Origin of the sequence: Microbulbifer zhoushanensis (genome assembly GCF_021729055.1) — a bacterium.
In the GTDB taxonomy this organism is placed as follows: Bacteria; Pseudomonadota; Gammaproteobacteria; order Pseudomonadales; family Cellvibrionaceae; genus Microbulbifer; species Microbulbifer zhoushanensis.
The window spans coordinates 707,338-730,239 of sequence record NZ_JAJSAO010000001.1 but is presented as its reverse complement, the minus strand read 5'-3'; the positions used below and the strand labels follow the sequence as shown (position 1 = coordinate 730,239).

Genomic DNA, 22,902 nt, shown 5'->3' with positions numbered 1-22,902 from the left:
AAAGTAATGCTCAAGGTGATCCTGATCGCATCGGTACTAATCATCCTGACAACCATGGTTCACGCGGTTGCCATGATAATTGCCATTCACTGGACTCGCGCCCTCAACCAGTTGCGCCCGGGGCATCCGGTTCTGGTGCCCGGCCGCCCCGCGGTGGTCTCACTCACTGTGCTGCTGATGTTCCTGACCTCGACATTCGAGGTCTGGATCTGGGCCACCGCCTACCGCATGCTGGGAGCGTTCCGGGAACTGGAACCGGCCATGTATTTTTCGATGGTTTCATTCACCACCCTGGGATACGGCGATATTGTGCTGGGGGAAGAGTGGCGCCTGCTCTCATCATTGCAGGCAGCCAGTGGCATCATCATTTTCGGCTGGACCACGGCAATCGTGATCATGGTGGTCCAGCGCCTGTATACGAAGGATTCACTGGGCTCCCCTCGCGACCCTGAATAAGCTGGAATTAACGACTGGATAAGCGCACCGCGCTGGTTACAGCCTGGATGGGTGGCTGTGGCCCCGCCCCCGCCTCCTTGTGCGGCTTGTCGGTGACAAAGGCCTTGGCCGTCGCCACCCAGGCCGCACCAGCCTCGGGGAAGATCACCAGGGGCAGGGTGACCGCCATCAGCAGGAACAGCGAGCCGAGAAAGGTCGGCTTGTCGATGATTTCATTCCAGCTGCTCGATGACACGCTTGCCTCCATGATCCCATGGACCAGAATGCAGGCATCCGTATCCGGCCAGGTGGTTCACTTTGTGAACCGTTTACCAGCCATATGTTGAATTAAGCGTAAACAATCCTGTGCGTTTCATCGCCGCGGGCCGCCCCGGGGTGGGATAAGCTTGCCGAATGTAGAAATCGCCGCCTCAGGGGCTGCCCTGATGAGGGACTTTTGTCATTTCCCGGCTGTCTGTGTCGGTATCCGCTGGAAATGTCGATGCGTGCCCCCGAGCCGGGCGGACAGCGGCCCGACGCTGCGCGGTTTTTCCTTGTGAACGGGAAAGATCTTCGGCAGAATAAAATATTCCATCCAGAAAGCCGCAAAATAATGGATTATCTCCCGCGATGAAGATTCCCAGCCTGTCCAGAATTGCCCGGCCCGCGGCCCTGCTGGCCGCCTTGTTCTCACTTTCCGCGTGCGACGACACTGAGGTGGCAGCCGTATCGGACCTGGACCTGCGGCAGAAAATTGCCCAGAAGATCATGCTGGACCTGCGTTATTACTGTGGGACGACCAACCGCGGAGATGGCATGCGGGAGAACTGCCGGCAACCGGTCACCGAGCTGCCGCCGGAATTGGGGGACTTGATTGCCCGCAACAGCCTGGGGGGGGTGATCCTGTTTGCCGATAACCTGCGGGACAGTGGCCAGATGGTGCGGCTGAATCACGCATTGCAACGGGCGGCACTTGAATCTGCTACCGGCTGGCCGCTGCTGCTGGGGATAGACCAGGAAGGGGGGCGCGTGAATCGCCTGCCCCGCAATGAGAGTGCGGCATTTGCCGGCAATATGGCCATCGGTGCCACCTACCCGAAGCACGGTGATGTGTTCGCGCGCCAGACCGCCCTGGCCATGGCAGAGCAGCTGAAGGTACTGGGGTTCAATGTCAATTTTGCCCCCACGGTGGATGTGAACAGCAACCCGGATAACCCGGTGATCAATGTCCGTTCCTATTCCGAGGATCCACAGGTGGTGGCGGAGCTGGGGACTGCCAGCGTGCAGGCTTTCCAGCAGGGCGGTATTGCCGCAACCCTGAAGCATTTTCCCGGCCACGGTGATACCTCGGTCGACAGCCACACCGGGCTGCCGCGGGTTGAGCGCAGCCGGCAGCAGGCACGGGCCACGGACCTGCTGCCATTCCGGCATGTGATCGGCGCCGCTGCGCCGGCACTGACCATGACCGCGCATATCCAGTACCCGGCACTGGATGACAGCACTCTGGTTGCGAAAAGCGGTGAGGAAATCGTCGTGCCCGCCACCCTGTCACGGAAAATCCTCACCGGAATTCTTCGGGACGAATACGATTATCAGGGGCTCATCATTACCGATTCCCTGCATATGGCCGGTATCAGCCACTACTTCACCCCGGAAGAGGCGGTGGTGCGCACTTTCGCCGCCGGTGCGGATATTGCCCTGATGCCGATCAAGGTGCGTTTCCCTGAGGACCTGGAAAAGCTGGACCAGCTGATCACCGACGTGGTGGCGGCAGTGGAGCGGGGCGAGCTGTCCCTGGCGGAAATTGATGCTTCGATCGACCGCATTGCCGCCCTCAAGCAGCGTGTGATCGATCGCGACTGGATTGGTGCGGGGGAGCGGGAGAAAGTCGCCGCGGCGCGACAGGTAATGGCCAGCCCGGGGCACCGGACAATTGCCCGTGAGCTGGCCGGTGCGGCGCTCAGCGCCATTTACCCGGTCGAGGCCGGGACGCTGCCGGTGATCGACCAGGGGGTGCAGACCATCCAGGTTGTCGCCCCATCGGAGGAGGTGGGCCAGGCTTTCCGCCTTTCGCTGGAGGCGGTCACCCGTGCCCGGATCGAGATAGTGCCACCGCAGGAAGCAGCGGCGCGGATCGAGGACCAACCCGCCGACCTGGTGATTGTCGCCAGCATTGTTCCCGGCGAGAGTGCGGTGGAATGGGGTGGTATGGAAGACTTGCCGGGACTGCGCCGCGCGCGCCTGCCGGTGCACGCACTGTACCGCGAGTATCGCAAGACACTGGAACGCGCACGGGCGCGGCAATGCAAGACCGTGTTTGTCAGCATGCGCTCGCCGTACGAGGCCGCGGGCTTCCGTGAACTGGCGGATATCCATATCGCCAGCTTTGACTACAAGGCGTTTATCGACAATGACAACCGGCTACATGGGCCGATTTATATGGCCCTGGCCGAGGCGCTGACCCGGAAAACCCTGCCCGCTGGTGCGGTACCGGTGACGGTATTGCCAGTGGAATCGCCCTTGCCGGCCGGCTCCCCGGGTAACCCCGGTACCTGATATAGCGGATGGAATGCGGCGCAATTACCCGGCTCGCCGGTGCTGCGCCGGCGGGCTGTTTTGAGATAACCTGTAGGGGAATTCCAGGGGATATGTACGGCCGGTGCCCCGTTATCCCGGGGTGCGGCGAGAGCAGGGAGTGGCCTTATGATGCGGATCGCAGATTCCAGCGACGAATCCCTCACACTCTACCTTTCCGATGATTATGACGAGCGGACGCTGGCGCGTATCGCGCGACTGACCGCGCTGGTGCGCCGCGAGATGGGTGACCGGGTCACCGATGTGGTGCCCTCTTACTGCAGTGTCACCGTCTTTTACGACCTGTTGCGCAGTGAATACCGCGAGGTTCACCGGAAACTTGAAGAGTGTGCGGAGCAGGTATTGCTGGAGCCGGATGAGGTAGAGGCAGCCCCGCAGGGCCGGATGGTGGAGTTGCCGGTCTATTACGGCGGGGAAGCTGCGCCGGACCTGGAACGGGTGGCGGAATTCGCCGGCCTCACCACCGGGGAAGTTATCGATATGCATGCGGCGGAAGAGTACCGCGTGTACGCACTCGGCTTTCGCCCGGGCTTTGCTTTTATGGGTAAAACGCCGCAACCCCTGCGAGTGCCCCGGCTGGATTCGCCCCGGCCCAGGGTGCCTGCCGGTGCCGTGGCCATTGCCGGTGCGCAGGCGGCGGTTTACCCGGACAGCTGCCCCGGTGGCTGGAACCTGATCGGCCGCTGTCCGGAGACGTTGTTTGACCGCAGCAGCAACCCACCGCGCGTCCTGCTGGCCGTGGGCGACCGGGTGCGCTTTGTGCCGGTGACCAGGAAAAAGTTCGAGCAGCTGGGGGGCGAACTCGATGGGTGAATTCGCCACGGTGGAGCGTGCCGGGCCCCTGACCCTGATCCAGGACAGCGGTCGCCATGGCCAGCGGCACCTGGGCGTCAGTCCCGGCGGTGCCCTCGATCGGCACGCGGCTGGCTGGGCCAATCGGTTACTGCGCAATGCACCGGGGGATGCCCTGCTGGAGATCACCCTGGGTCCCTTTGCCATGCGCTTTTCCCACGCCACCACATTTTCCCTGGCCGGTGCCGAGTGCAACTGGCGCCTCGACGGCAGGCCGGTGGCCAACTGGGCTGCACACCGTGCTGAAAGCGGCAGCCTGCTGGAGGCTGAGGTGGCCCGCAGTGGTGTCCGCAGTTACCTGGCCCTGGCCGGGGGAATCCAGGCTGAACCGGTCTGGGGCAGCAGGGCCACAACGGTGGGCGAGCGGATTGGCGGCATTGCCGGCAGGTCGTTGCGGTCCGGCGACCGGTTGCCCTATATCGCCGCTGCCGAGACGCTCTTGGCCGGGGTGCCGCGCGAGTATATTCGCGAGTACGGCGGCGATATCCCGCTGCGGCTGGTGCCTTCCAACCAGTTTGAGCTTTTCTCTTCCGCGCACCGGCAAACCCTGCTGTCGCAGGCTTACCGGGTGTCGCCCCTTTCAGACCGGATGGGGGTGCGCCTGGAGGGCTCACCCATGACCGGGTTGCCGGGAAGTATGATTTCGGAGGCAGTGGCGCCGGGCGCAGTCCAGGTGCCAAGTAACGGGCAGCCGATCGTTTTGATGGCAGATTGCCAGACGATCGGCGGTTACCCGAAAATCGGCCATGTTTACAGCGTGGACCTGGACCTGTTGGCGCAGGCGCGCCCGGGGGCGACGGTATTATTCAGCCTCGGCACGCTGGAAGGGGCGCAGCAGGCCCTGCGGCAGCAGCGGCGCTTTTTCGAGTGCGAAACCGGTTAGCGAGAGTGATGGAAACGGGCGCATGAAGCGAGATAAACCAGTTGGGAGGCCGGCATGAAACTGAACTGTGACCTGGGGGAAGGCTACGGCCGCTGGCAGGTGGCCGGGGAAGCCGCGGTAATGCCGCATATCGACATGGCCAATGTTGCCTGTGGTTTCCATGCGGGCGACCCGCTGACTATCCAGCGTACCCTGCGCCTGGCGGCGGATCACCAGGTACAGGTGGGTGCCCATCCGGCTTACCCGGACCTGGCGGGATTCGGCCGCCGCTCGCTGCAGTGCTCCCCGGATGAGATTTCCGCGATGGTGCTGTACCAGATTGGTGCCCTCGAGGGGCTGGCCAGGGCAGTGGGCACCCGGGTGGAGTACGTCAAGCCGCACGGGGCCCTGTACCACGATATGCTGCGGGACGAGTCGGTGTTACGCGCAATTCTCGCGGCCGTGGCCAGTCACGGGCGCAACCTGCCGCTGATGCTGATGGCAACACCGGATGCCGAACGGCACCGGCAGCTGGCGTCGGAATACGGGCTGGATGTGCTGCTGGAAGCCTTTGCCGACCGGCGCTATACCCCTGCCGGGCTGCTGGTGCCGCGTAGTGAGGAGGGGGCGGTGCTGCACCGGCGAGACGAGATACTGCGCCAGGTACAGGAAATTGCTGCCGGTAGTGTCACCACCAGTGACGGCCGGCAGTATGCCCTGCAGGCGGACACCATCTGTGTGCACGGGGATAACCCGGAAGGTGTCGCCACGATTGTGGACATCCGCCGGGCGCTGGGTGAGCGGCGCTAGCCCCGGCTCCTTTTCCTGGCATCAGTCTTCCCGGCATCAGTCCAGTGCGTATGCCACGGCCCTGCCTGTATGGATGGCGGTGGTATCGAACAGCGGCACCGGTGTATCGGGCTGTTGCACCAGCAGTGAAATCTCCGTGCAACCGAGGATAACGCCCTCTGCGCCGCGGCCTGCCAGCCCGGCGATAATTTCCAGGTAGCGCACTTTTGAGTCGGGGTTGGCCCTACCCTGGCACAGCTCGGTATAGATCACCCGGTGTACCAGCTCCCGCTCACCCTCGTCGGGGACCAGCACCTCAATCCCCTGTTGCCGCAGGCGCTCGCGGTAAAAGTCCTGCTCCATGGTAAATCGCGTGCCCAGCAGGCCAACTTTCCCGATTCCATGCCGGCGCAGGCTGTCGGCTGTGGCATCGGCGATATGCAGGAGCGGTATGCCGACCTGCGCCTGCACCTGGTCTGCGACTTTGTGCATGGTGTTGGTGGCGATCAGCAGGAAATCGGCACCGGCCGCCTCTACTCCCTGCGCGGCGCGGGCCAGGATCTCGGCGGTGGCTTCCCAGTTACCCTCGTGCTGCAACTGTTCGATCTGGGCGAAGTCCACACTGTAAAGTGCGATCCGCGCCGAGTGCTGGCCACCCAGTGCCTCGCGTACACCCTGGTTGAGCAGGCGGTAATACTCCAGCGTGGATTCCCAGCTCATGCCGCCCAGGATGCCAATGGTTTTCATGGCGTCCCGCTCCGGTCAAAGGTGTAATCCCGCTCGACCCTGCAAATCCGCGTGCTGAAAGCGGTATACCATTTTTCGCGGCCCAGCCGGCGGGCCTCGCAGTGCTCCGTGTGGTGCTTCCAGCGCTGGATGGATTCCAGGTCCCGCCAGTAGGAAACCGTAATGCCCACACTCTCGCGGGCGCTGTCGGCGCCCAGGAAGCCGGGCTGGTCCGTGGCGAGTTCCAGCATCCGTGCGGCCATGGTGCCGTAGCCATCGTCGATGTCGCTGCGCAGGCTGGTGAAGATGACCGCGTAGTAGGGGGGCTGCGGGGTTCGGGCAATGGTGTCCATACTGGTTCAGGCTCCCGTGTTTCTCCTGCGGGAATTCTACCCCGTCCCGGGGCAGGGAAGACACCCGGCGCGCGGCGAGCTCGGGCGTCCGTCATTTGCCCGCGGATTATTCGCGTTCCAGTTCGGCCAGCACGCTGGTATTGATTTCGGGGTAGCCGCTCAGTTTGCGAGGGAAGTATTTTTCCAGCAGTGCCAGCAGGATCGCGCGGGACTGGTTGTCCACTTCGCCGTCCACTTTCCAGGGGCGGAAATGGTACTGGAAGGCACGGGTATAGAGGCTGATGTCCTCGTCGGTGGCGGACTCCGGGTCAATGCCGTAGCCGTAGTCCGCGAGCCACTGGGCAAACCGGCGACGCAGGCTTTCCCGGTCACTGGAAGTATTGCCCTGCAGGTGTTCCAGGTGACGCTGGACGGTTTCTTCTTCGTACCAGGCGCCGATGCCGGCCTCGGCCAGCTGTTGCCAGGGGAAGCGAGGGCCCGGGTCGATCTTGTACTGGGGAATCACGTCGCCGTGGCCAATGATATTGGTAGGCGTGATGTCCGGGTAGCGGGCGAGGATATCCTTCGACAGGGCGATCAGCAGCTCGATCTGGGCCGGGTCGAACTCGGGGAAAAAGCAGTTTTCATCGCCGACGGCTACTTCGCCACTTTCCACTGGTGTGACGCAGTGGCTCTTGTTGACGATCTCGATACCAATCGACTGGTCATTGACCTGGGTGCGGTCTTTCCACTTGCCCGGCCCCGCGTGCCAGGCCCGGCGATTCTCGTCCACCAGCTGGTAGACACGCAGCTCGTCGTGGGGGTAACTGGGGTCGTCGCTTTCGGGAATCAGGTAATGGGAGCTGACCGGTGCGGAGCTGGGCTGGGTGAGGACCCGCAGGGAAGTGCCGAAGTCGATGGCGGTAAAGTGCATCACCAGGAAGCGCACCCGCTCACTGGCATTCTGCGATTCCACCGTCTCGATACGATAGTCACTGCCGGGGGTGTGATTCATTCCTGCGCTGCTGCAGCCGGCCAGTGCTGAAGCTGCGACAGCGGCGGCAAGGATTCGTCGCCAGCCCGGTATGGTGGAACCTCTTACATGGCCGGTGCTGGTCATAGGGTGGGAAAACCTGCTGGACGACGGGTTCACTGAGTGGGGACAGCGGCTGTCTTTATTAGTCATTTGTTCTTCATCCTGGTCTTTGCGGGATTGCGCGTGTCGTCGCTGGCGCCATTCACTACATCGGAAGCTTTACCCCCAGCTCCCAAAGCTGCACCAGTGTGCAATCCTGCCTATTAAACATAAATAATTCTTGACCGTCCAACCCTCGATTAATATTTTATTCCTTGAGACAGCGTTGTCTTCAAGGCGGCAGTGGCAGCCGTCGATAGGTGCGGGTGGTAAGTCCTCTCTCTTATCTCCCTGGCATGTGGGCTGGAGGTTTGGCGTCGGTTCGCATGATTTTCTCGTCCTTGTCATTGGCCGGCGCTCTGCGCCGGTTTTTTTATTACGAGATTATTCTTTGTTGTTGTGGTTGATTGAATAATGTATTCTTCTACCATGTCGGTTGTTGTGGTGATGCGCGTCAGTCCTGTTGGGGCAGGTACAGGATCCGTCATCCAGGCCACCGAATAACCGGATAATAAAAACACGGGGCCGAGGCATCCGTGACGACAACAAGGTAAGGCAGCGTTGATTCTCAAGGTTTCCCTTCACATCCTGATCGCGGGGCTCGTTTTGACGGGCACCGCACATGCTGGCGACCGGGCAGGTCCCGGGGCCGGCGGGGCCTCTCCCGTCTTTGTCAGTGACGTCCCCGGTATCTCTGAACAGATGCTCTCTGCCGACTACTGGGTGCAGCGGCTCGACGGCGATCCGTTGCGCATGGGCTCTGAGCAGGTCCATTCATTCAATGCCCGCAATTTCGCCCGGGGCGAATATCTGCACGACCTGCAGGCGCTGGGCGAAACCATGCCGGGTGAGCAGGTGCGCGATCTGCTCGACGGTATCAGCCGGCCGGCTTCCTCGCCGCGCTACTACCGCGATGGCCGCCAGGTGAGTGAGGCCGACTACGGGCGGATGCAGGCAGCTGTTCAGCGCGAGCAGGTTCCTGACGTCGTCGAACTGCAGTGGGGCGTGGTGGTGGAGCGGGCCAGTATGCGCAGCTTCCCGACCGGCGAGCGTATTTTCAAGGCACCCGACGACCAGGACCTGGACCGCTTGCAGGAGACCGGCGTGTTTCCCGGCCAGCAGGTGGTGCTCCTGCACGAGAGTGCGGATGGCGAGTGGTGGTTTGCCGTCAATTACCACTATGCTGCCTGGCTGCCCAAGTCCGCGGTGGCGGTGGGTAAGCGTGGGCAGGTGGAGCAATGGCTGGGCATGGCTCCTCGCCTGGTGGTGACCGGTGCGCAGGTCAGTACCAACTTCAACCCTGTCGATACGCGCACATCCGAAAAGGCGCTGGACATGGGTGTTTCGCTGCCGCTGCTGAGTGCTGCGGAGGTGGGGCACAATGTGAATGGCCAGAACCCGGTTGCCAGCCATATCGTCAGCCTGCCGGTGCGGGGAGAGGATGGCCGGCTCGAATTCGAGCCCACCCTGGTGGCGCGCAGCCGTGACGTCAATGTGGGGCACCTGGAATACCGGCCCTCGCTGGTTCTGGAACAGGCGTTCAAGTTCCTGGGTGAACGCTATGGCTGGGGACACGACTACAATGGCCGCGACTGCACCGGGTTCGTGGGCGAGGTTTACAAATCCTTCGGGATCCTGATGCCGCGCAATTCCGGCCAGCAGGGCAAGGGGGCCTTTGCGCCGACACAGTTTTTCGAGCCGGGGGATGACCGGAAGCGGCTGCAGGCCCTGGACAACCTGACCGTTGGCGACCTCATTTATATTCCCGGCCATGTGATGATGTATATCGGCCACGCCGGTGGCGAGCCGTATGTGATCCACGATGTAACCGGCTTGAGTTACTTTACCCGGGGTGACGAGCTATATCGCGGTACCCTGTCCGGCGTCTCGGTGACGCCCCTGAAACCCCTGCAGCTGGGCCGTGAGCGCAGCTTCGTGGACAGCATCTACGCCATCAAAACCATTCAACCGGTGATGCCATGAAAATAGTTGACGTCAAGCTGGGCATGCTCAAGGTGCCCCTGATCACGCCGTTCAAAACCGCGTTGCGGACTGTCGAGTGCGTGGAAGATGTGATCGTTATGCTGGAGACCGATGACGGTCGCATCGGCTACGGCAATGCGCCGGCGACCGCCGTCATTACCGGCGATACCCACGCCTCGGTTATCGCGGCTATCCGCGAAATCTTCAGCCCGCTGCTGCTCAACCGGGACGTGGGCGACCTGAACCAGCTGGCGCGCGAAATCGACGGCGCCATGGTCAATAACACCAGTGCCAAGGCCGCAGTGGAAATCGCACTTTACGACCTGTTCGCACAGGGCTTCGGTGTGCCCCTGTACCGTGCCCTCGGTGGTGGCGAGAACAGCCTCACCACGGATATCACGATCAGTGTCGACTACATCGACAAGATGGTGGCGGACGCCGAGAGCGCCGTGGAGCGGGGCTTTGAAATCCTCAAGCTGAAAGTGGGCAAGGATATCCGCCTGGATATCGAGCGCATCAAGGCAGTCTACGCGGCAGTGAAGGGCAGGGCGTTGCTGCGCCTGGATGCCAACCAGGGCTGGAGCCCCAAGCAGGCCGTGCAGGCCATCCGCAGCCTGGAGGATGCCGGTGTGTTGCTGGAACTCGTCGAGCAGCCGGTCAAGGCCCGCAACCTGGAGGGCATGCGCTATATCTCCGAGCGTGTGAAAACGCCGATCATGGCCGATGAGAGTGTTTTCGGCCCACTGGAAATGATGGATATCATCCAGGGGCGGGTTGCCGAGATCATCAATATCAAGCTGATGAAAACCGGCGGCATCACCAATGCCCTTAAGATGACGGACCTGGCCGGCCTGTACGATGTGGAATGCATGGTAGGATGTATGCTGGAAACAAGCATTGGTGTGTCCGCCGCCGCGCACGTGGCTGCGGCCCGCTCAGCGGTGGTGTCAAAGCTGGACCTGGATGTGCCATCCCTGTGCGAGTTTGACCCTGTCATTGGCGGGGCAACTTATACCGATGCCGATGTCATTCTCAATGATACGCCGGGGCTGGGTATCGAAAAGATTGAAGGGCTGAAATTACTGGCCTAGTGGTATGCGCCGGTGAGCTGCCACCGCTGGAACAGAAAGCGATGACCTGTTTACTGAAAATGCGCGCGATGCGCGAACAGATGTCGGTGAACGAGCGCAAGCTCGCCGATTTTATTCTGGACAATACAAAGCTGCTGCGGGACTACTCCTCCCAGCAGCTCGCCGATGCGGTTGGTGTGAGCCAGTCGAGTGTGGTGAAGTTCTCCCAGAAGCTCGGTTACAAGGGTTACCCGAGCCTGAAGCTGGCGGTATACGAAAGCTATGCCGGCGGCATCTCCAGCCCGGTCGGCGGCGATGATGCGCCGCTGCCTTTCGGTGGGGCCAATACACCGCTGAGCGAACTGGGCCAGAAAAAACTCGAGGTACTGGAAAACACCGCGGGCATCAATGACCTGGAACATTTGCGTGCGGCGGTCAAGGCGATACGCAATGCCCGTTGCATCCAGGTTTCCGCCTGTGATGGATCTGTGTCAGTGGCCCAGTACCTCACCTACCAGTTGCTTGAGCTGGGCTGCTGGGCCGTGTTCGACCAGGGTGGAATGCTGCAGCGCTCCATGGTGGATAGCCTTGGCGAGGAGGATATGCTGTGCATCATCTGCGATATGCACGGTGAGGAGTCCCTGGTTGAAGCGGCCAACCACGCCCGGGAAAAGGGCATCAAGGTGCTGAGCCTGACCCGCTACAACTACAACGCAGCCAGCATCCACGCCGACATACGCCTGTATGTCATGCCCTCCGAAGAAGAGCAGCCGCTGCAGCGCCTGTTGTTCCGCTCTGGCCAGCTGCACCTGATTGAGAGCCTGGTCAGCGGCCTGCTGGTCGCCGAGCAGTAAGCCGGCGACCTGTTTTCCCTCATTCCTTTCCCGTTCGCGCCGGTAGTGGTTGACCGAAAGGCGGGGCCAGCCGGGGTAGAGTCCCGGCTGGGCCGGTCTGGTTACCTGGTGGCCAGTGTGGATTTGTCGGCGCCCTCGATTTCCCACTCCATGTTGTAGTCCCACTGGTCGAAGTACAGGTTGCCGCCCTGCCACTCAACTTCACCGCGCTGGGAGTCCACAGTCTCCGAGCGGAAATGCTGTTTTTCCGGTGAGAAGGGGCGGCTGTAGTCCGTGTTGAAAATTAGCCGGTAGGCATCCAGCCCGCCCAGGTAGAACCAGGTCTCGGACTCATTGGCGCCGTCCAGCTTGCCGTGGGTGACATCCATTGGTAGCCAGCCATAGGGGGCCAGGTAGAACTCGCCCCAGTCGTGCATGGTGTCAAACGATTCCGGTGAAAATTCCCAGCCCGACTGCCAGCGTGCAGGGATGCCATTCATGCGCATCAGGGTCATCAGCAGCAGCGTCTGCTGGCCGCAGTCGGCGTGGCCGGCCCGGGCCGCGTACTGGCTGATATTGCGGATGGTGGAATATTCCCGCGCGCCGGCCCAGGGTATCTGGTCGACATGGGCAAAGAGTTTCTGCGCGATGCGGTAGGGGTGCTTCTCCTTTCCGACGATACGCTCGGAAAGCGCGCGCAGCTCCGGGGTAAACACCACATGCGGTGCGCGCTCGGATAAATAGGGTTCCAGGGCCGGGGTGAATTCCACTGGTTCTACCTGCTGTGGATCGATCGCGGTATGACGGGCGAGGCTGTCATAGCGGTAGCTGACGCGAAATTTAGTGGGCTCGCCGGCCCGGGCGGGCTGCTCGAGATAGACCGTGCGCTGGGCCTGGTCTGTCGGTGCCAGCTGGAACTCAGCCGGGGAGGTCGTGACCAGCTCGATATTTTCCTGCTTGCCGGCAATTTCCTGGGGGAAGGGAATCCAGGCCCGGACCATCTCCCCGTCGGGAACCGCGTCGGGATCGACAGTGAGTGTGTACTGGATACGGATACGGTTGCGCGGCGGTGTGTCGGCGGCGATCACCTTGCGGTGGTGCGGGTGCAATGCATAGAGCGGTGCCTTGCCGGTAAAACGCTGGTAGTCATCTGTACGTTGTGCCGCGGCATCTGAGATATGTACCAGGTTGTAGGCGGTCTTGTTAAAAAAGCGGCGCTCGCCGTCGATTACCTTGGACTCAAGCAGGCCCTGCTGGTCCCAGGCGAGAATATCCTCGGCGGTGGCGTCGGGGATGTAACGCTGGATGGATGGCAGCAGTTCATCACCGGTGAGCTGGAAATCCATTTCGATACGGCGCATGCGCTCGTGCTCGAATTGCAGGGGCGCGGCTTCACTGTCGGCGGGATCGCTTTCCAGCATCTTCCTGATCTCCTCGCGTGCTTTGCTGTAATGCCCCTGGTCGGCCAGTTGCTGCACCCGGGTCAATGAGCTTTCTGCTGCACTGCATCCCGCCAGTGCCATCGCCGCTACCAGTGCGGCGGGAATAAAAGCTTTGAAAGATGGGCGGCTCACCCGCACGGACAACATCGGGTTTTTTCTTCTCAAAAAGGTCTTGCGCACAGTGGGGCTCCGGGGTCGTTTGCCTTCGGTTTGAATAAATTATATTTACACGGCAAATTCGTATTGATAAATTATTCTGAAAATTATTCTAAACCAGTGCCAGCGTCAAGTCAGTCGAGGGCAAATGGAGCGCCAAAGGGTATGCCGCTTCGCCTGTGCCAGGCCTGTGGCGGCTTCGGCGATGTGCGTTTACTGCGAATGGCTGGCGCCTGACGGCCGATTGGAGATCCGATGCGACCCACCTCCCTGAAGAAACGATTATTCCTGTCGGCTACTGGCCTGGCGGTAGTCACGCTGTTACCCGGCTGTGGCAGTGACCGCGATGCGGACCAGTCGCCCATAAACCCTGAAGCCCTGGTACAGCGGGTAATTGAGGAGGAGCGGGTGCCGGGGGCAGCAGTGGGGATCTGGCGCGATGGCGAGCCGGTGCTGGTCAGGGGGTTCGGTGTGACCAACGTCGACAGTCCGCGCCCGGTTGACCAGGAAACCCTGTTCAAGCTGGCTTCCACGACCAAGGCGTTCACCACCGCGGCGCTGGCGCTGCTGGTGGAAGAGGGCAAGCTGGACTGGGACAGCCGCGTGGCGGATTACCTGCCGCAATTTGCCCTGGGGGACGAGTGGATTACCCGCGAGTTCCAGGTGGTGGACCTGCTTACCCACCGTTCCGGGCTGGGTCCCGGCGCGGGCGACCTGATGCTGTGGCCGCAGCCCAACAGCTTCAGCCGTGCGGATATCCTGCAGGGGTTAAGGCACCTGCCGGTGACCGGCAGCTTCCGCGCCGACTACGCCTACGACAACCTGCTCTACATCGTTGCCGGCGAGCTGATCGCCGCGGTATCCGGAATGAGCTACGAGGAGTTTGTGCAGCAACGCCTGCTGGCGGAGCTGGGCCTGGAGCACTGTTACGCCGGACCGGTGCCGGAGGCGGCGCGGGACAACCTGGCCGACCCCCACCGGCTGGAGGGCGATCGCCTGGTGGTCGATACGCCCAACCTGGCGCCCGACCACCCGATTGTCCTCGCCGCTGCCGGGGGCATGCACTGCAGTGCCGGCGATATGCTGCGCTGGTTGCGCACATTGCTGGCGGGCGGTGTGAGCCCGGACGGGCAGCGCCTGCTGAGCGAGGAATCCCGCGATCGGCTGTGGCAGCCGGTCACCCTGATGCCAATGTCGCCCGAGCGTGCCGAGCGTGATGGTGGCCACTTCTATGCGTACGCGCTGGGATGGCGGGTGCAGGATATGTATGGCAAGCGGGTGATTCACCATACCGGTTCGCTGTCGGGCATGTATGCGTGGACGGCGATCGTACCGGAAGAAAAGCTGGCCATGGTGGTGTTGATGAACCGCAGTGCCGGTGTCGCACGCCAGGCACTGATCCACGGGCTGCTGAAGCCCTACCTGGGGGCCGAGCCGCGGGACTGGCTGGCGCACTTCCAGGAGCTTTGGGGGGGCGCCGCGGCGCCCAGCGAACCGGAACTGCTGCCCCGGCCCGAGAGCCGTGCACCGGTCGCCCGCAAGCAGGTTGAGGGGCGCTACCGTGATCCCTGGTTCGGGCCGATGGAGATCTACACAGGCGCGGCGGGCAAATTGCGCTGGCGCTCACTGAAATCCCCGCGGCTTGTGGGCACTATGGAATCCGCTGCACCGGGCGTCTGGAGCCTGCGCTGGGACGACCGCAGCCTGCAGGCAGATGCCTGGTTGGTAGCCGAACGGGGCGACGATGGGGAGCTGGTGGTCACCATGCAGCCCCTGTCCCGCGGGGTGGACTTCAGTTATGACTTCCCGGACCTGCGCTTTGTCCGTACCGGCCCGGCCGGGGAAAACGGCGAGGCGGTGGGTCTGTTGGCACAGAAGAAACAGAAGAATAAGCAGTGACAGGAGCGAACGTGGACAGAAGAACCCTGATCAAGAGCCTGGTATCGGCGCCATTACTGGGCGCAATGGCCGGTGCCGCCACCCATGTCGCGGCCGCCGGGGAGCAGCGGCCGCGTAGACCCGCCAGGCTGCGCAAGGGCATGACCGTAGGCCTGGTCACCCCGGCCAGCAACGCCTGGGAGGACGAGGATATCCGCTTCGCCATCGATGTGGTGAAGTCGCTGGGATTCCGGGTAAAGGAAGGCGAACACCTCTACCAGCGCACCCAGTACCTGGCCGGCCCGGACCTGGCCCGGGCCCAGGATATCAATGCCATGTTTGCCGATGACAGTGTGGATGCGGTGTTCTGCCTGCGGGGCGGCTACGGCACGCCGCGAATCCTGCCGATGCTGGACTACGACACCATTGCGGGGAATCCCAAGGTATTACTGGGCTACTCCGATATCACCGCGCTGCTGAATGCCATTTACCAGCGCTGCGGTTTCGTTACCTTTCACGGCCCCATCGCCGCGCAGAACTTTACCGATTACACCCTTGAGGAGTACCGCAAGGTGCTGGTGCGCGGTGAGTCCCCGACCCTGCTGGGCGCGCCGCCGCCCTTCGAGGCCCGGCCGGGCAGGGCGGAGCACCGCAACCGCATTACCCGCTTTCGCGGCGGGCGCGCCCGCGGTCGCCTGGTGGGGGGCAACCTGACCCTGGTGTGCAGCCTGCTGGGCACCGAGTTCGAGCCCGACTTCCGCGACCGGTTGCTGTTCCTCGAGGACGTGGGTGAGGCGCCTTACCGTATTGACCGGATGCTGACGCAGTTGTGGCTGGCCGGGAAGCTCGACCAGGTGGCGGGTATCGTGTTTGGCAAGTTCACGGAGACCGACACGGACGGCAACACCTTCAGCGTCGAGCACGTGTTGCGGGAGCGCTGTGCGGGGCTGGAGGTTCCCGTGGTGCGGGGCCTGATGATCGGTCACGTGGACGACCAGACGGTCGTGCCGGTGGGGGCCATGGCGGAACTTGACGGTGATGCCGGCACTCTGAAACTGCTCGAGCCGGTAGTTACGTGATCACAAAACCACTATGATGCGTTCTGCCGGGCCTGTCGCCCGGCGTCCGGGTGACCGGGCGATGCCTGCCGGATTGGCGGGAGCCGGGGGCTGGCCGGCGAAATCAATAATAAATAGAAGCCTGTATGACTGATTTGACCTGGATTACCCTGCTTCCCCCGTTTATCGCCATCGGCCTGGCCCTGCTGACCCGCCAGGTATACCTGGCCCTGTTTGCCGGTATCTGGCTTGGCTATTTCCTGCTCAACCAGTCCGGGGTGCTGCCCTCCCTGGCGGAAGCCCTCGACGGCGTGCTGGCGGTACTGGCCAACCCCGGGGATGCGCGCGTGGTCATGTTCACCCTGGTGATCGGTGCCTTTATCCTCACCCTGGAGCGCAGCGGTGCCGTTACCGGCTTTGTGCGCTTCCTGGAGCGCAGCCGCTGGGTCACCAACGGCAAGCGCGCCCAGTGGATGGCGTGGCTGGTGGGGGTGCTGATCTTTATTGAATCCAATATCACGGTGCTGGTCTCCGGCACCGTGTCGCGCCCGCTGTTCGATCGTTTCCGCGTGGCGCGGGAAAAACTCGCCTATATCATCGACTCCACCTCTGCCCCGATCTGCATGTTGATCCCCCTCAATGCCTGGGGTGCTTTCAACCTGGGCCTGCTTGAGGGACTGGATGTGAGCGACCCGCTGACAGTGCTGCTGTCCAGTATCCCCCTGAATCTCTACGCCATTACGGCAGTGGCCCTGACGGCTTTTACCATCTCACGCAATTACAACCCGGGCCCCATGGCTGCAGCGCAGGCGCGGACTGATGGTGGTGAAGTGGACGGGATTGAGCTCACCGCGTCGATCAAGGGTGAGAAGACCAGCAAGCCGCGAGCGGTCAATATGCTCCTGCCGATCCTGGTGCTGGTGCTGGCGATGCCGGCGAGCCTGTGGATTACCGGCAACGGCGAGATCTTTGCCGGCTCCGGATCCACCTCGGTGCTATGGGCCTCGCTGGCCGGGCTCGCGGTGATCTCGGTGCTGGTACTGGCGCAGCGGATCATGAAGCTGGACGAGCTCAGCCATACCTGGATGGAAGGTGCCGGGCGTATGCTGCCGCTGGCAGTGATCCTGGTACTGGCCCTGGCACTGGGATCGGTCTCCAAGACCCTGGGCACCGGGGACTATGTGGCCGGCATGGTGGGTGACGCGATTCCACTGTGGTTGCTGCCACTGGTGATTTTCCTGGTCTCGGGCCTGATTGCTTTCTCGGTAGGCTCCAGCTGGGGCACTTTCTCGATCATGCTGCCGATCGCGATTCCGGTCGCATCGGCACTGGGCGCTGAACCCGCCCTGTTCGTTGCCGCCGTGCTTTCCGGCGGTATTTTTGGGGATCATTCCTCGCCAATCTCGGACACCACGATTGTCTCTTCGCTGGCGTCCGGCACTGAACATATCGACCACGTCCGGACACAGTTGCCCTACGCGCTGCAGGCCGGTGCCATCAGCGCGGCGGGCTTTGTCCTGCTGGGTGTGGTCATGCTGTAACTGAATATGGGTTTGGAAATGGATTGTAAAGTTGTACTGGTTACTGCGGATGCCCAGTTCGGCCGCCGCTGGGTGAATGAACTGGCACAGGTAGCGGAGAGCGATGAGGGTTCTCCGCTGGGCCTGGTGTTCAATTACTGCGAACCTGGCCAATCGCTGACGGAACAGCTGGGCGATGGCGCCACCCAGGTGGTGGCGCTGGATGACGGCGCGCTCGATGCCGACTCCCTGGTGGAGTGCTACCGCGAACTGCGTCGCCTGCGGGCAGAGATCGACTGTGTGCTGCTGACCGCGTGTAAGACGCCGACCGAGGAACGCATCTATGAGTGCGTCATCTCCCGGGCCGAATCCAACTATGGTGTGGTTTACCGGACACTGCGGCGAATCCTGCTGGAGCGCATCGCCACCCCGTTTGCCGACGCCCTGAAGGAATATGTTTATGCCGCGCGGGACTCCTGGCATACGCCCGGTCACTCCAGCGGCGACAGCCTCAGCTCCAGTCCCTGGGTGGTGGATTTCTATCGCTTTATGGGTGAGCACATCTTCAACACGGATCTGTCGGTCAGTGTGAAAATGCTGGACTCGCTGATGGATCCCATCAGCGTGATCCGCCAGGCCCAGAACCTGACTGCGAAAACCTTTGGGGCGAAGCACAGTTACTTCGTCACCAACGGCACTTCCACTTCGAACAAGATTGTACTGCAGCACCTGTTGCGCCAGGGCGATCGCGTAGTGGTTGACCGCAACTGCCACAAGTCGGTCCACCACGCGATGATCATGAGCGGCGCAGTGCCGGTGTACCTGGAGTCATCGGTGAACCAGCACTACGGTGTCTACGGCCCGGTGCCGAAAGCGAGCATCTTCCGGGCAATCGAGGAAAACCCGTCGGCGCGCCTGCTGGTACTGACTTCCTGCACCTATGACGGCCTGCGCTATGACCTGAAGCCGATCATTGAATTTGCGCACCAGCACGGCGTGTACGTGCTGATCGATGAGGCCTGGTATGCGCACGGGCGATTCCACCCGGAACTGCGCCCCACGGCGCTGGAGTGCGGGGCGGACTTTGTCACCCAGTCGACTCACAAGATGCTGTCGGCGTTTTCCCAGGCGAGCATGATCCACGTGGGCGAGAGCGTGGAGAATTTTGATGCAGCTGGCTTCCGTGAAGATATCAATATGCACACTTCCACCAGCCCGCAGTACGGGATGATCGCCAGCCTCGATGTGGCGCGCAAGCAGATGAGCATCGAGGGTTTCAATGTCATGAGCCGCACGCTCGGGTTTGCGGAAGAGATCCGCAGTTTCGTGCGGGAGTCCACCGCCTTCCGCTGCCTGGGCGTCGATGACCTGTGCAGTGAGGAGGTGGCGCAGGACGGCATTCGCCTGGATCCCACCAAGGTCACCATCGATGTCGGCTGCGCCGGCCTGTCTGCGCCCGCGGCGCAGTACCGGCTGTTCAATGAGTTTGGTATCCAGGTCGAGAAAAATACCCACAATACCCTGTCTTTCCTGGTCACCATCGGCACCACCGAGAGCAAACTGCTGCGCCTGAAACAGGCGCTGCGCAAGCTGTCGGAGAGCGCCGGCGATGCCGCCGGGGCCGACCGTGGCCAATCGCTGCCGCCACTGGCGGATATCGTTGCGCTGCCGCGCACGGCCTATTACGCCCGCGGTGAGTTACTGCCGCTGGAGCGCGAGGACATGTCCGCGCTGGTAGGCCGGATTTCCTGTGACGAAATCGTTCCCTACCCACCGGGCATCCCGCTGCTGGTGCCGGGGCAGGAAATCACCGCGGAGATACTCGCGGCAATCCAGTCCTATGTCTTCGAACGTGAGGACCTGGAAATGCATGGCGTACGCCATACCGGGGGCAGGGTGGCTTTGCGGGTGATGACCGATTCCGAAGCACAGCCTGCACGCCGCGAACTGCAGGATATCTGATCGGGAGATTACCCATGGAAGGACATGACAGGGACAGTAGATTGAACGAGCGGCAATACCCCGGATCGCACGGGCCATTGCAGTGGAGGGCCGGCTGCCAGCCGGCCCTCAGGCCGCACCGAAAAAGGTTCCTGGCATGTTTCTCGCCGCTGATTCTCGCGCTGGCCGCCTGTGCGGGCGATGACGTCGGGGCTGACGCCGGTTTCCAGCCGGTATCGGTACAGGGGGATGGTATCCGGGTCGAAATGAAATATTTTACTGGCGATAACCTGGTGGGTGAGCCGCTCGACGGTTACCGGGCCAACCACTGCCTGCTGGTCCCGGTTGCTGCCGAAGCCCTGCAAAAGGTCGCCGATGACCTGGCGAGGCGGGGGCTGGGGCTGGAAGTCTTTGATTGCTACCGGCCCCAGCGCGCGGTGGATCATTTCGTCCGCTGGGCCGGCGCGCCAGAGGACTTTTCCACCAAGTCGCAGTTTTATCCCCGCGAGAAAAAATCACAGATGTTCGAGCGCGGCTATATTGCCGAGCGTTCCGGCCACAGTCGCGGGGCGACAGTGGACCTGGGTCTGTACAACCTGCAGAGCGGGGAATCGCTCGATATGGGTACCGGCTTCGACTTTATGGACGAGCGTTCCGCGACTGCATTCGCGCTGGAAAACCCTGAAGCCGTGCGCAACCGGCAGTTGCTCAAAGATTCCATGGCGGCGCACGGATTCGTCAATTACGCCCAGGAATGGTGGCACTATACCTACAAGCCGGAACCCTGGCCGGAGCAGTATTTTGATATTCCAGTGGAGTGACAGCGGCCCCACCGAATAAATTTCCCGGCGGGAATTCCCGGTAAGTTTCTGTATCAATAGTTCGACAGCAGGGGTATTGGAAAATGCAAAGGCAATGGTTTGGTCGACTCTGCCTGGTCCTGGTGGCGCTGGTGGCCAGCGGCTGCCTGCAGGCAGAACAGGAGAATCCCCTGCTCACTGGCGCTGAGCGCGCCGACGCCTACCTGCCGCTGCTGGGCGATGAGCGGGTGGGCCTGGTGGTCAACCAGACTTCCCGGGTCGGCGACCGCCACCTGATCGACTTCCTGCGCGACCGGCAGGTAAAAGTGCAGAAGATATTCGCGCTGGAACACGGTATCCGTGGTGATGTGGAGAATGGCGGCAAGGTCGAGGGTGGGGTGGATGGCCCCACCGGACTGCCGGTGGTCTCCCTCTACGGTGGCAGCTATGCCCCCAGTGAAGCACAGGTCGCGGACCTGGACTGGCTGTTGTTCGATATCCAGGATGTGGGCGTGCGTTTCTATACCTACATCAGTTCCCTGCATTACCTGATGCAGGCCTGCGCCGATTACGGCGTGCCGCTGCTGGTGCTGGACCGGCCCAACCCCAATGGGGATTACGTGGACGGCCCGGTGCTGGAGCCGGACTTTCGCAGTTTTGTCGGCATGCACCCGATCCCGCTGGTACACGGGCTGACTGTGGGTGAGCTGGCGCAGATGATCAACGGCGAGGGCTGGCTGGAGGGCGGCGCGCAGTGCGAACTGACCGTGATCCCGTTGGCGGGCTACGAAAAATCCATGGCTTATTCGCTGCCGGTAAAGCCCTCCCCGAACCTCCCCAACGACCTGTCGGTTCGCCTGTACCCGTCACTGGGATTGTTTGAAGGTACCAGTGTCAGTATCGGTCGCGGGACCGATTTCCCGTTCCAGGTAATCGGCCACCCGGCTGACACTGTGGGTAAATTCAGCTTTACCCCGCGGCCGGTGCCGGGTGCCAGCGAAAATCCCAAGCACCGTGGCAAGCAATTGAGTGGGCAGGACCTGCGTAGAGAGCCGCTGTCGATCCGGTTTAACCTGGAGTACCTGGTGGACTGGCAAAAGCGTACGGGCGAGGGTGGCGAGCAGTATTTTTCCCGCCCCGGTTTCTTCGACAAGCTGGCCGGTACCGATGAGCTGCGCCGGGCGATCCTGGCTGGCCAGGGGGCAGAGGAAATCCGCCACAGCTGGCAGCCGGATATCCGCGCCTACCTCGAGCGGCGCCAGCCCTACCTGCTCTACCCGGAGGGCTGAGGCATGTTGCGGCAGCATATCGACCGGATCATGGCACTGCAGCCGCAGGGGCGGCTGGTATCGGTGGACCTGCTGCGCGGACTCGCTATCGCCGCAATGGTGCTGGTGAATAATCCCGGCAGCTGGTCCTACGTTTATGCGCCCCTGGCCCATGCCGATTGGCATGGCTGGACCCCCACTGATGTGGTATTCCCGCTGTTCCTGTTTGTGGTGGGCATTTCCCTGGTACTGGCGAACGGCAGCCGCAAGGCGTTCCCGCCGGTGGGCTGGCCACAATGGTCGCGGACTTTGAAGCTGTTCGGGCTGGGGCTTTTCCTGGCGGTATTTTTTTACAATTTCCGCGATGCTTCTTACAGCTGGCTGGAGGACCGCATCGAGGGCATCCGCTGGCTGGGTGTCCTGCAACGTATTGCACTGGTATATATCGTCACCTGTTACCTGCTGCGCTGGTGTTCGCCGCGCGCGCTTGCCGGCGTTGCAGTGCTCCTGCTGGCGGTGCCCTGGGGCCTGATGCTGCTTGTCCCTTACCAGGGGGCCGGCGGCGAAATATTCCTGGGGCAGCTGGAGTTCGGCAATCATTTTTCCGCCTGGCTCGACCAGCAGTTGCTCGGCAGTGCCCATGTCTATTACCGCACCGCTGAGCCTTTCGCCTTTGACCCGGAGGGGCTGCTGACCACCCTGCCGGCGGTGGCCACCTGCCTGCTCGGGGTCTTCGCCGGGTTGCAGTGGCGAAAGGCCGGGAAATCCATGGCAGAGCAGAGAACCCTCTGCCTGCAGTGGCTGCTGGCTGGCCTGGCTTTGCTGGCGGCAGGGCAGCTGATGCATCCCTGGATTCCCATCAACAAGGCCCTGTGGTCTCCCAGCTTTGTCCTCGTGACTGGCGGTGTATCCCTCATGTTGCTGGCGGGCCTTTACTTCCTGGCTGACATCAATGGTCACCGCCGCACGCTCGCGCCCCTGGCGGTTTTCGGGGTCAATGCGATCGCGCTGTTTATGCTGGCGGGTGTGGTTGGGCGCCTGCTGATCATGATCCCGGTGGGTGACATGACACTGAAAGGCTGGGTGTTCAACACGCTCTACCAGCCCCTGTTCGGCGGTTACGGAGGTTCCCTGGCATTTGCACTGACCTGCCTGCTGGTCTTCTATTGGGTGATGTGGCAGATGTACCGGCGGCAGATAATCTGGAAGGTATAGAACCAGTAAAGG

General features: G+C 62.2%; 20 protein-coding genes. 15 read left to right on the top strand and 5 right to left on the bottom strand.

Annotation, left to right across the window (positions count from 1 at the left end):
• Window positions 1-6 precede the first annotated feature (6 nt).
• Window positions 7-456 (top strand): potassium channel family protein, encoded by a 450-nt coding sequence (locus LVD10_RS03185; RefSeq protein WP_232942984.1) that lies wholly within the window; start codon window positions 7-9, stop codon window positions 454-456.
• Window positions 457-463: 7 nt separating this feature from the next.
• On the opposite strand, the gene LVD10_RS03180 is transcribed toward LVD10_RS03185, so the two are convergent.
• On the bottom strand, window positions 464-691 hold the full coding sequence (locus tag LVD10_RS03180; RefSeq protein WP_232942983.1) for a hypothetical protein: 228 nt from the start codon (window positions 689-691) through the stop codon (window positions 464-466).
• A 374-nt stretch (window positions 692-1,065) separates the two neighbouring features.
• Here LVD10_RS03180 and LVD10_RS03175 point away from each other — a divergent pair, with 374 nt between their 5' ends.
• The 4 genes from LVD10_RS03175 (at window position 1,066) to LVD10_RS03160 (ending at window position 5,554) form a co-directional block, all read left to right on the top strand.
• Entirely contained in the window at window positions 1,066-2,991 is a 1,926-nt protein-coding gene (locus LVD10_RS03175) for a glycoside hydrolase family 3 protein (protein WP_232942982.1), read from the top strand.
• Between the two features lie 147 nt (window positions 2,992-3,138).
• On the top strand, window positions 3,139-3,843 hold the full coding sequence (pxpB, locus tag LVD10_RS03170; RefSeq protein WP_232942981.1) for a 5-oxoprolinase subunit PxpB: 705 nt from the start codon (window positions 3,139-3,141) through the stop codon (window positions 3,841-3,843).
• Entirely contained in the window at window positions 3,836-4,765 is a 930-nt protein-coding gene (locus tag LVD10_RS03165; RefSeq protein WP_232942980.1) for a 5-oxoprolinase subunit C family protein, read from the top strand. The genes pxpB and LVD10_RS03165 overlap by 8 nt, the downstream gene beginning before the upstream one ends.
• 54 nt (window positions 4,766-4,819) lie before the next feature.
• A complete protein-coding gene (locus LVD10_RS03160; protein ID WP_237061802.1) occupies window positions 4,820-5,554 on the top strand; it encodes a 5-oxoprolinase subunit PxpA in 735 nt (244 codons plus the stop codon).
• A 36-nt stretch (window positions 5,555-5,590) separates the two neighbouring features.
• On the opposite strand, the gene LVD10_RS03155 is transcribed toward LVD10_RS03160, so the two are convergent.
• The 3 genes from LVD10_RS03155 to LVD10_RS03145 form a co-directional block, all read right to left on the bottom strand.
• Window positions 5,591-6,280 (bottom strand): aspartate/glutamate racemase family protein, encoded by a 690-nt coding sequence (locus tag LVD10_RS03155; protein ID WP_237061800.1) that lies wholly within the window; start codon window positions 6,278-6,280, stop codon window positions 5,591-5,593.
• Entirely contained in the window at window positions 6,277-6,612 is a 336-nt protein-coding gene (locus LVD10_RS03150) for an antibiotic biosynthesis monooxygenase family protein (protein WP_232942977.1), read from the bottom strand. The genes LVD10_RS03155 and LVD10_RS03150 overlap by 4 nt, the downstream gene beginning before the upstream one ends.
• 106 nt (window positions 6,613-6,718) lie before the next feature.
• Entirely contained in the window at window positions 6,719-7,606 is an 888-nt protein-coding gene (locus LVD10_RS03145) for an N-acetylmuramoyl-L-alanine amidase (RefSeq protein WP_237061798.1), read from the bottom strand.
• A gap of 726 nt (window positions 7,607-8,332) precedes the next feature.
• On the opposite strand from LVD10_RS03145, the gene LVD10_RS03140 reads away from it, so the two are divergent.
• From LVD10_RS03140 to LVD10_RS03130, 3 genes are read left to right on the top strand one after another with little or no spacing between them, the layout of a single operon-like run.
• Complete coding sequence (locus LVD10_RS03140) at window positions 8,333-9,709, top strand: SH3 domain-containing protein (RefSeq protein WP_237061796.1); 1,377 nt, start codon at window positions 8,333-8,335, stop codon at window positions 9,707-9,709.
• The gene (locus LVD10_RS03135) at window positions 9,706-10,800 is read left to right on the top strand and encodes a dipeptide epimerase (protein WP_237061794.1); all 1,095 of its coding nucleotides are present in this window, start codon (window positions 9,706-9,708) and stop codon (window positions 10,798-10,800) included. The genes LVD10_RS03140 and LVD10_RS03135 overlap by 4 nt, the downstream gene beginning before the upstream one ends.
• A 41-nt stretch (window positions 10,801-10,841) precedes the next feature.
• Entirely contained in the window at window positions 10,842-11,633 is a 792-nt protein-coding gene (locus LVD10_RS03130; protein WP_232942973.1) for a MurR/RpiR family transcriptional regulator, read from the top strand.
• Window positions 11,634-11,734: 101 nt separating this feature from the next.
• Here the strand turns inward: LVD10_RS03130 and LVD10_RS03125 are convergent, their stop codons facing one another.
• On the bottom strand, window positions 11,735-13,234 hold the full coding sequence (locus LVD10_RS03125) for a transglutaminase-like domain-containing protein (RefSeq protein ID WP_237061792.1): 1,500 nt from the start codon (window positions 13,232-13,234) through the stop codon (window positions 11,735-11,737).
• A gap of 231 nt (window positions 13,235-13,465) precedes the next feature.
• Between LVD10_RS03125 and LVD10_RS03120 the strand changes: the two genes are divergently transcribed.
• The 7 genes from LVD10_RS03120 (at window position 13,466) to LVD10_RS03090 (ending at window position 22,890) form a co-directional block, all read left to right on the top strand.
• On the top strand, window positions 13,466-15,109 hold the full coding sequence (locus LVD10_RS03120; RefSeq protein ID WP_232942971.1) for a serine hydrolase: 1,644 nt from the start codon (window positions 13,466-13,468) through the stop codon (window positions 15,107-15,109).
• Window positions 15,110-15,120: 11 nt separating this feature from the next.
• The gene (locus tag LVD10_RS03115; RefSeq protein WP_232942970.1) at window positions 15,121-16,167 is read left to right on the top strand and encodes a S66 peptidase family protein; all 1,047 of its coding nucleotides are present in this window, start codon (window positions 15,121-15,123) and stop codon (window positions 16,165-16,167) included.
• 125 nt (window positions 16,168-16,292) lie between these two features.
• Window positions 16,293-17,687 carry a Na+/H+ antiporter NhaC family protein gene (locus LVD10_RS03110; protein WP_232942969.1) on the top strand — a complete coding sequence of 465 codons (1,395 nt, stop codon included), beginning with the start codon at window positions 16,293-16,295 and terminating at the stop codon, window positions 17,685-17,687.
• A gap of 18 nt (window positions 17,688-17,705) precedes the next feature.
• Window positions 17,706-19,628 carry an aminotransferase class I/II-fold pyridoxal phosphate-dependent enzyme gene (locus LVD10_RS03105; RefSeq protein WP_232942968.1) on the top strand — a complete coding sequence of 641 codons (1,923 nt, stop codon included), beginning with the start codon at window positions 17,706-17,708 and terminating at the stop codon, window positions 19,626-19,628.
• A 131-nt stretch (window positions 19,629-19,759) separates the two neighbouring features.
• Window positions 19,760-20,428, top strand: coding sequence for a M15 family metallopeptidase (locus LVD10_RS03100; protein ID WP_439651207.1), 669 nt, complete (start codon window positions 19,760-19,762; stop codon window positions 20,426-20,428).
• An 83-nt stretch (window positions 20,429-20,511) separates the two neighbouring features.
• The gene (locus LVD10_RS03095; protein WP_237061789.1) at window positions 20,512-21,696 is read left to right on the top strand and encodes an exo-beta-N-acetylmuramidase NamZ family protein; all 1,185 of its coding nucleotides are present in this window, start codon (window positions 20,512-20,514) and stop codon (window positions 21,694-21,696) included.
• Between the two features lie 3 nt (window positions 21,697-21,699).
• The gene (locus LVD10_RS03090; RefSeq protein WP_237061787.1) at window positions 21,700-22,890 is read left to right on the top strand and encodes an acyltransferase family protein; all 1,191 of its coding nucleotides are present in this window, start codon (window positions 21,700-21,702) and stop codon (window positions 22,888-22,890) included.
• Window positions 22,891-22,902 lie beyond the last annotated feature (12 nt).

Bases quoted from the DNA above. Each gene is read 5' to 3' on its own strand.
- LVD10_RS03090 (WP_237061787.1), top strand. From the start codon at position 21,700: ATGTTGCGGCAGCATATCGACCGGATCATGGCACTGCAGCCGCAGGGG.
- LVD10_RS03150 (WP_232942977.1), bottom strand. From the start codon at position 6,612: ATGGACACCATTGCCCGAACCCCGCAGCCCCCCTACTACGCGGTCATC.
- LVD10_RS03120 (WP_232942971.1), top strand. From the start codon at position 13,466: ATGCGACCCACCTCCCTGAAGAAACGATTATTCCTGTCGGCTACTGGC.
- LVD10_RS03105 (WP_232942968.1), top strand. From the start codon at position 17,706: ATGGATTGTAAAGTTGTACTGGTTACTGCGGATGCCCAGTTCGGCCGC.
- pxpB (WP_232942981.1), top strand. From the start codon at position 3,139: ATGATGCGGATCGCAGATTCCAGCGACGAATCCCTCACACTCTACCTT.
- LVD10_RS03145 (WP_237061798.1), bottom strand. From the start codon at position 7,606: ATGAATCACACCCCCGGCAGTGACTATCGTATCGAGACGGTGGAATCG.
- LVD10_RS03130 (WP_232942973.1), top strand. From the start codon at position 10,842: ATGACCTGTTTACTGAAAATGCGCGCGATGCGCGAACAGATGTCGGTG.
- LVD10_RS03110 (WP_232942969.1), top strand. From the start codon at position 16,293: ATGACTGATTTGACCTGGATTACCCTGCTTCCCCCGTTTATCGCCATC.
- LVD10_RS03185 (WP_232942984.1), top strand. From the start codon at position 7: ATGCTCAAGGTGATCCTGATCGCATCGGTACTAATCATCCTGACAACC.
- LVD10_RS03095 (WP_237061789.1), top strand. From the start codon at position 20,512: ATGCAAAGGCAATGGTTTGGTCGACTCTGCCTGGTCCTGGTGGCGCTG.
- LVD10_RS03175 (WP_232942982.1), top strand. From the start codon at position 1,066: ATGAAGATTCCCAGCCTGTCCAGAATTGCCCGGCCCGCGGCCCTGCTG.
- LVD10_RS03155 (WP_237061800.1), bottom strand. From the start codon at position 6,280: ATGAAAACCATTGGCATCCTGGGCGGCATGAGCTGGGAATCCACGCTG.
- LVD10_RS03135 (WP_237061794.1), top strand. From the start codon at position 9,706: ATGAAAATAGTTGACGTCAAGCTGGGCATGCTCAAGGTGCCCCTGATC.
- LVD10_RS03165 (WP_232942980.1), top strand. From the start codon at position 3,836: ATGGGTGAATTCGCCACGGTGGAGCGTGCCGGGCCCCTGACCCTGATC.
- LVD10_RS03160 (WP_237061802.1), top strand. From the start codon at position 4,820: ATGAAACTGAACTGTGACCTGGGGGAAGGCTACGGCCGCTGGCAGGTG.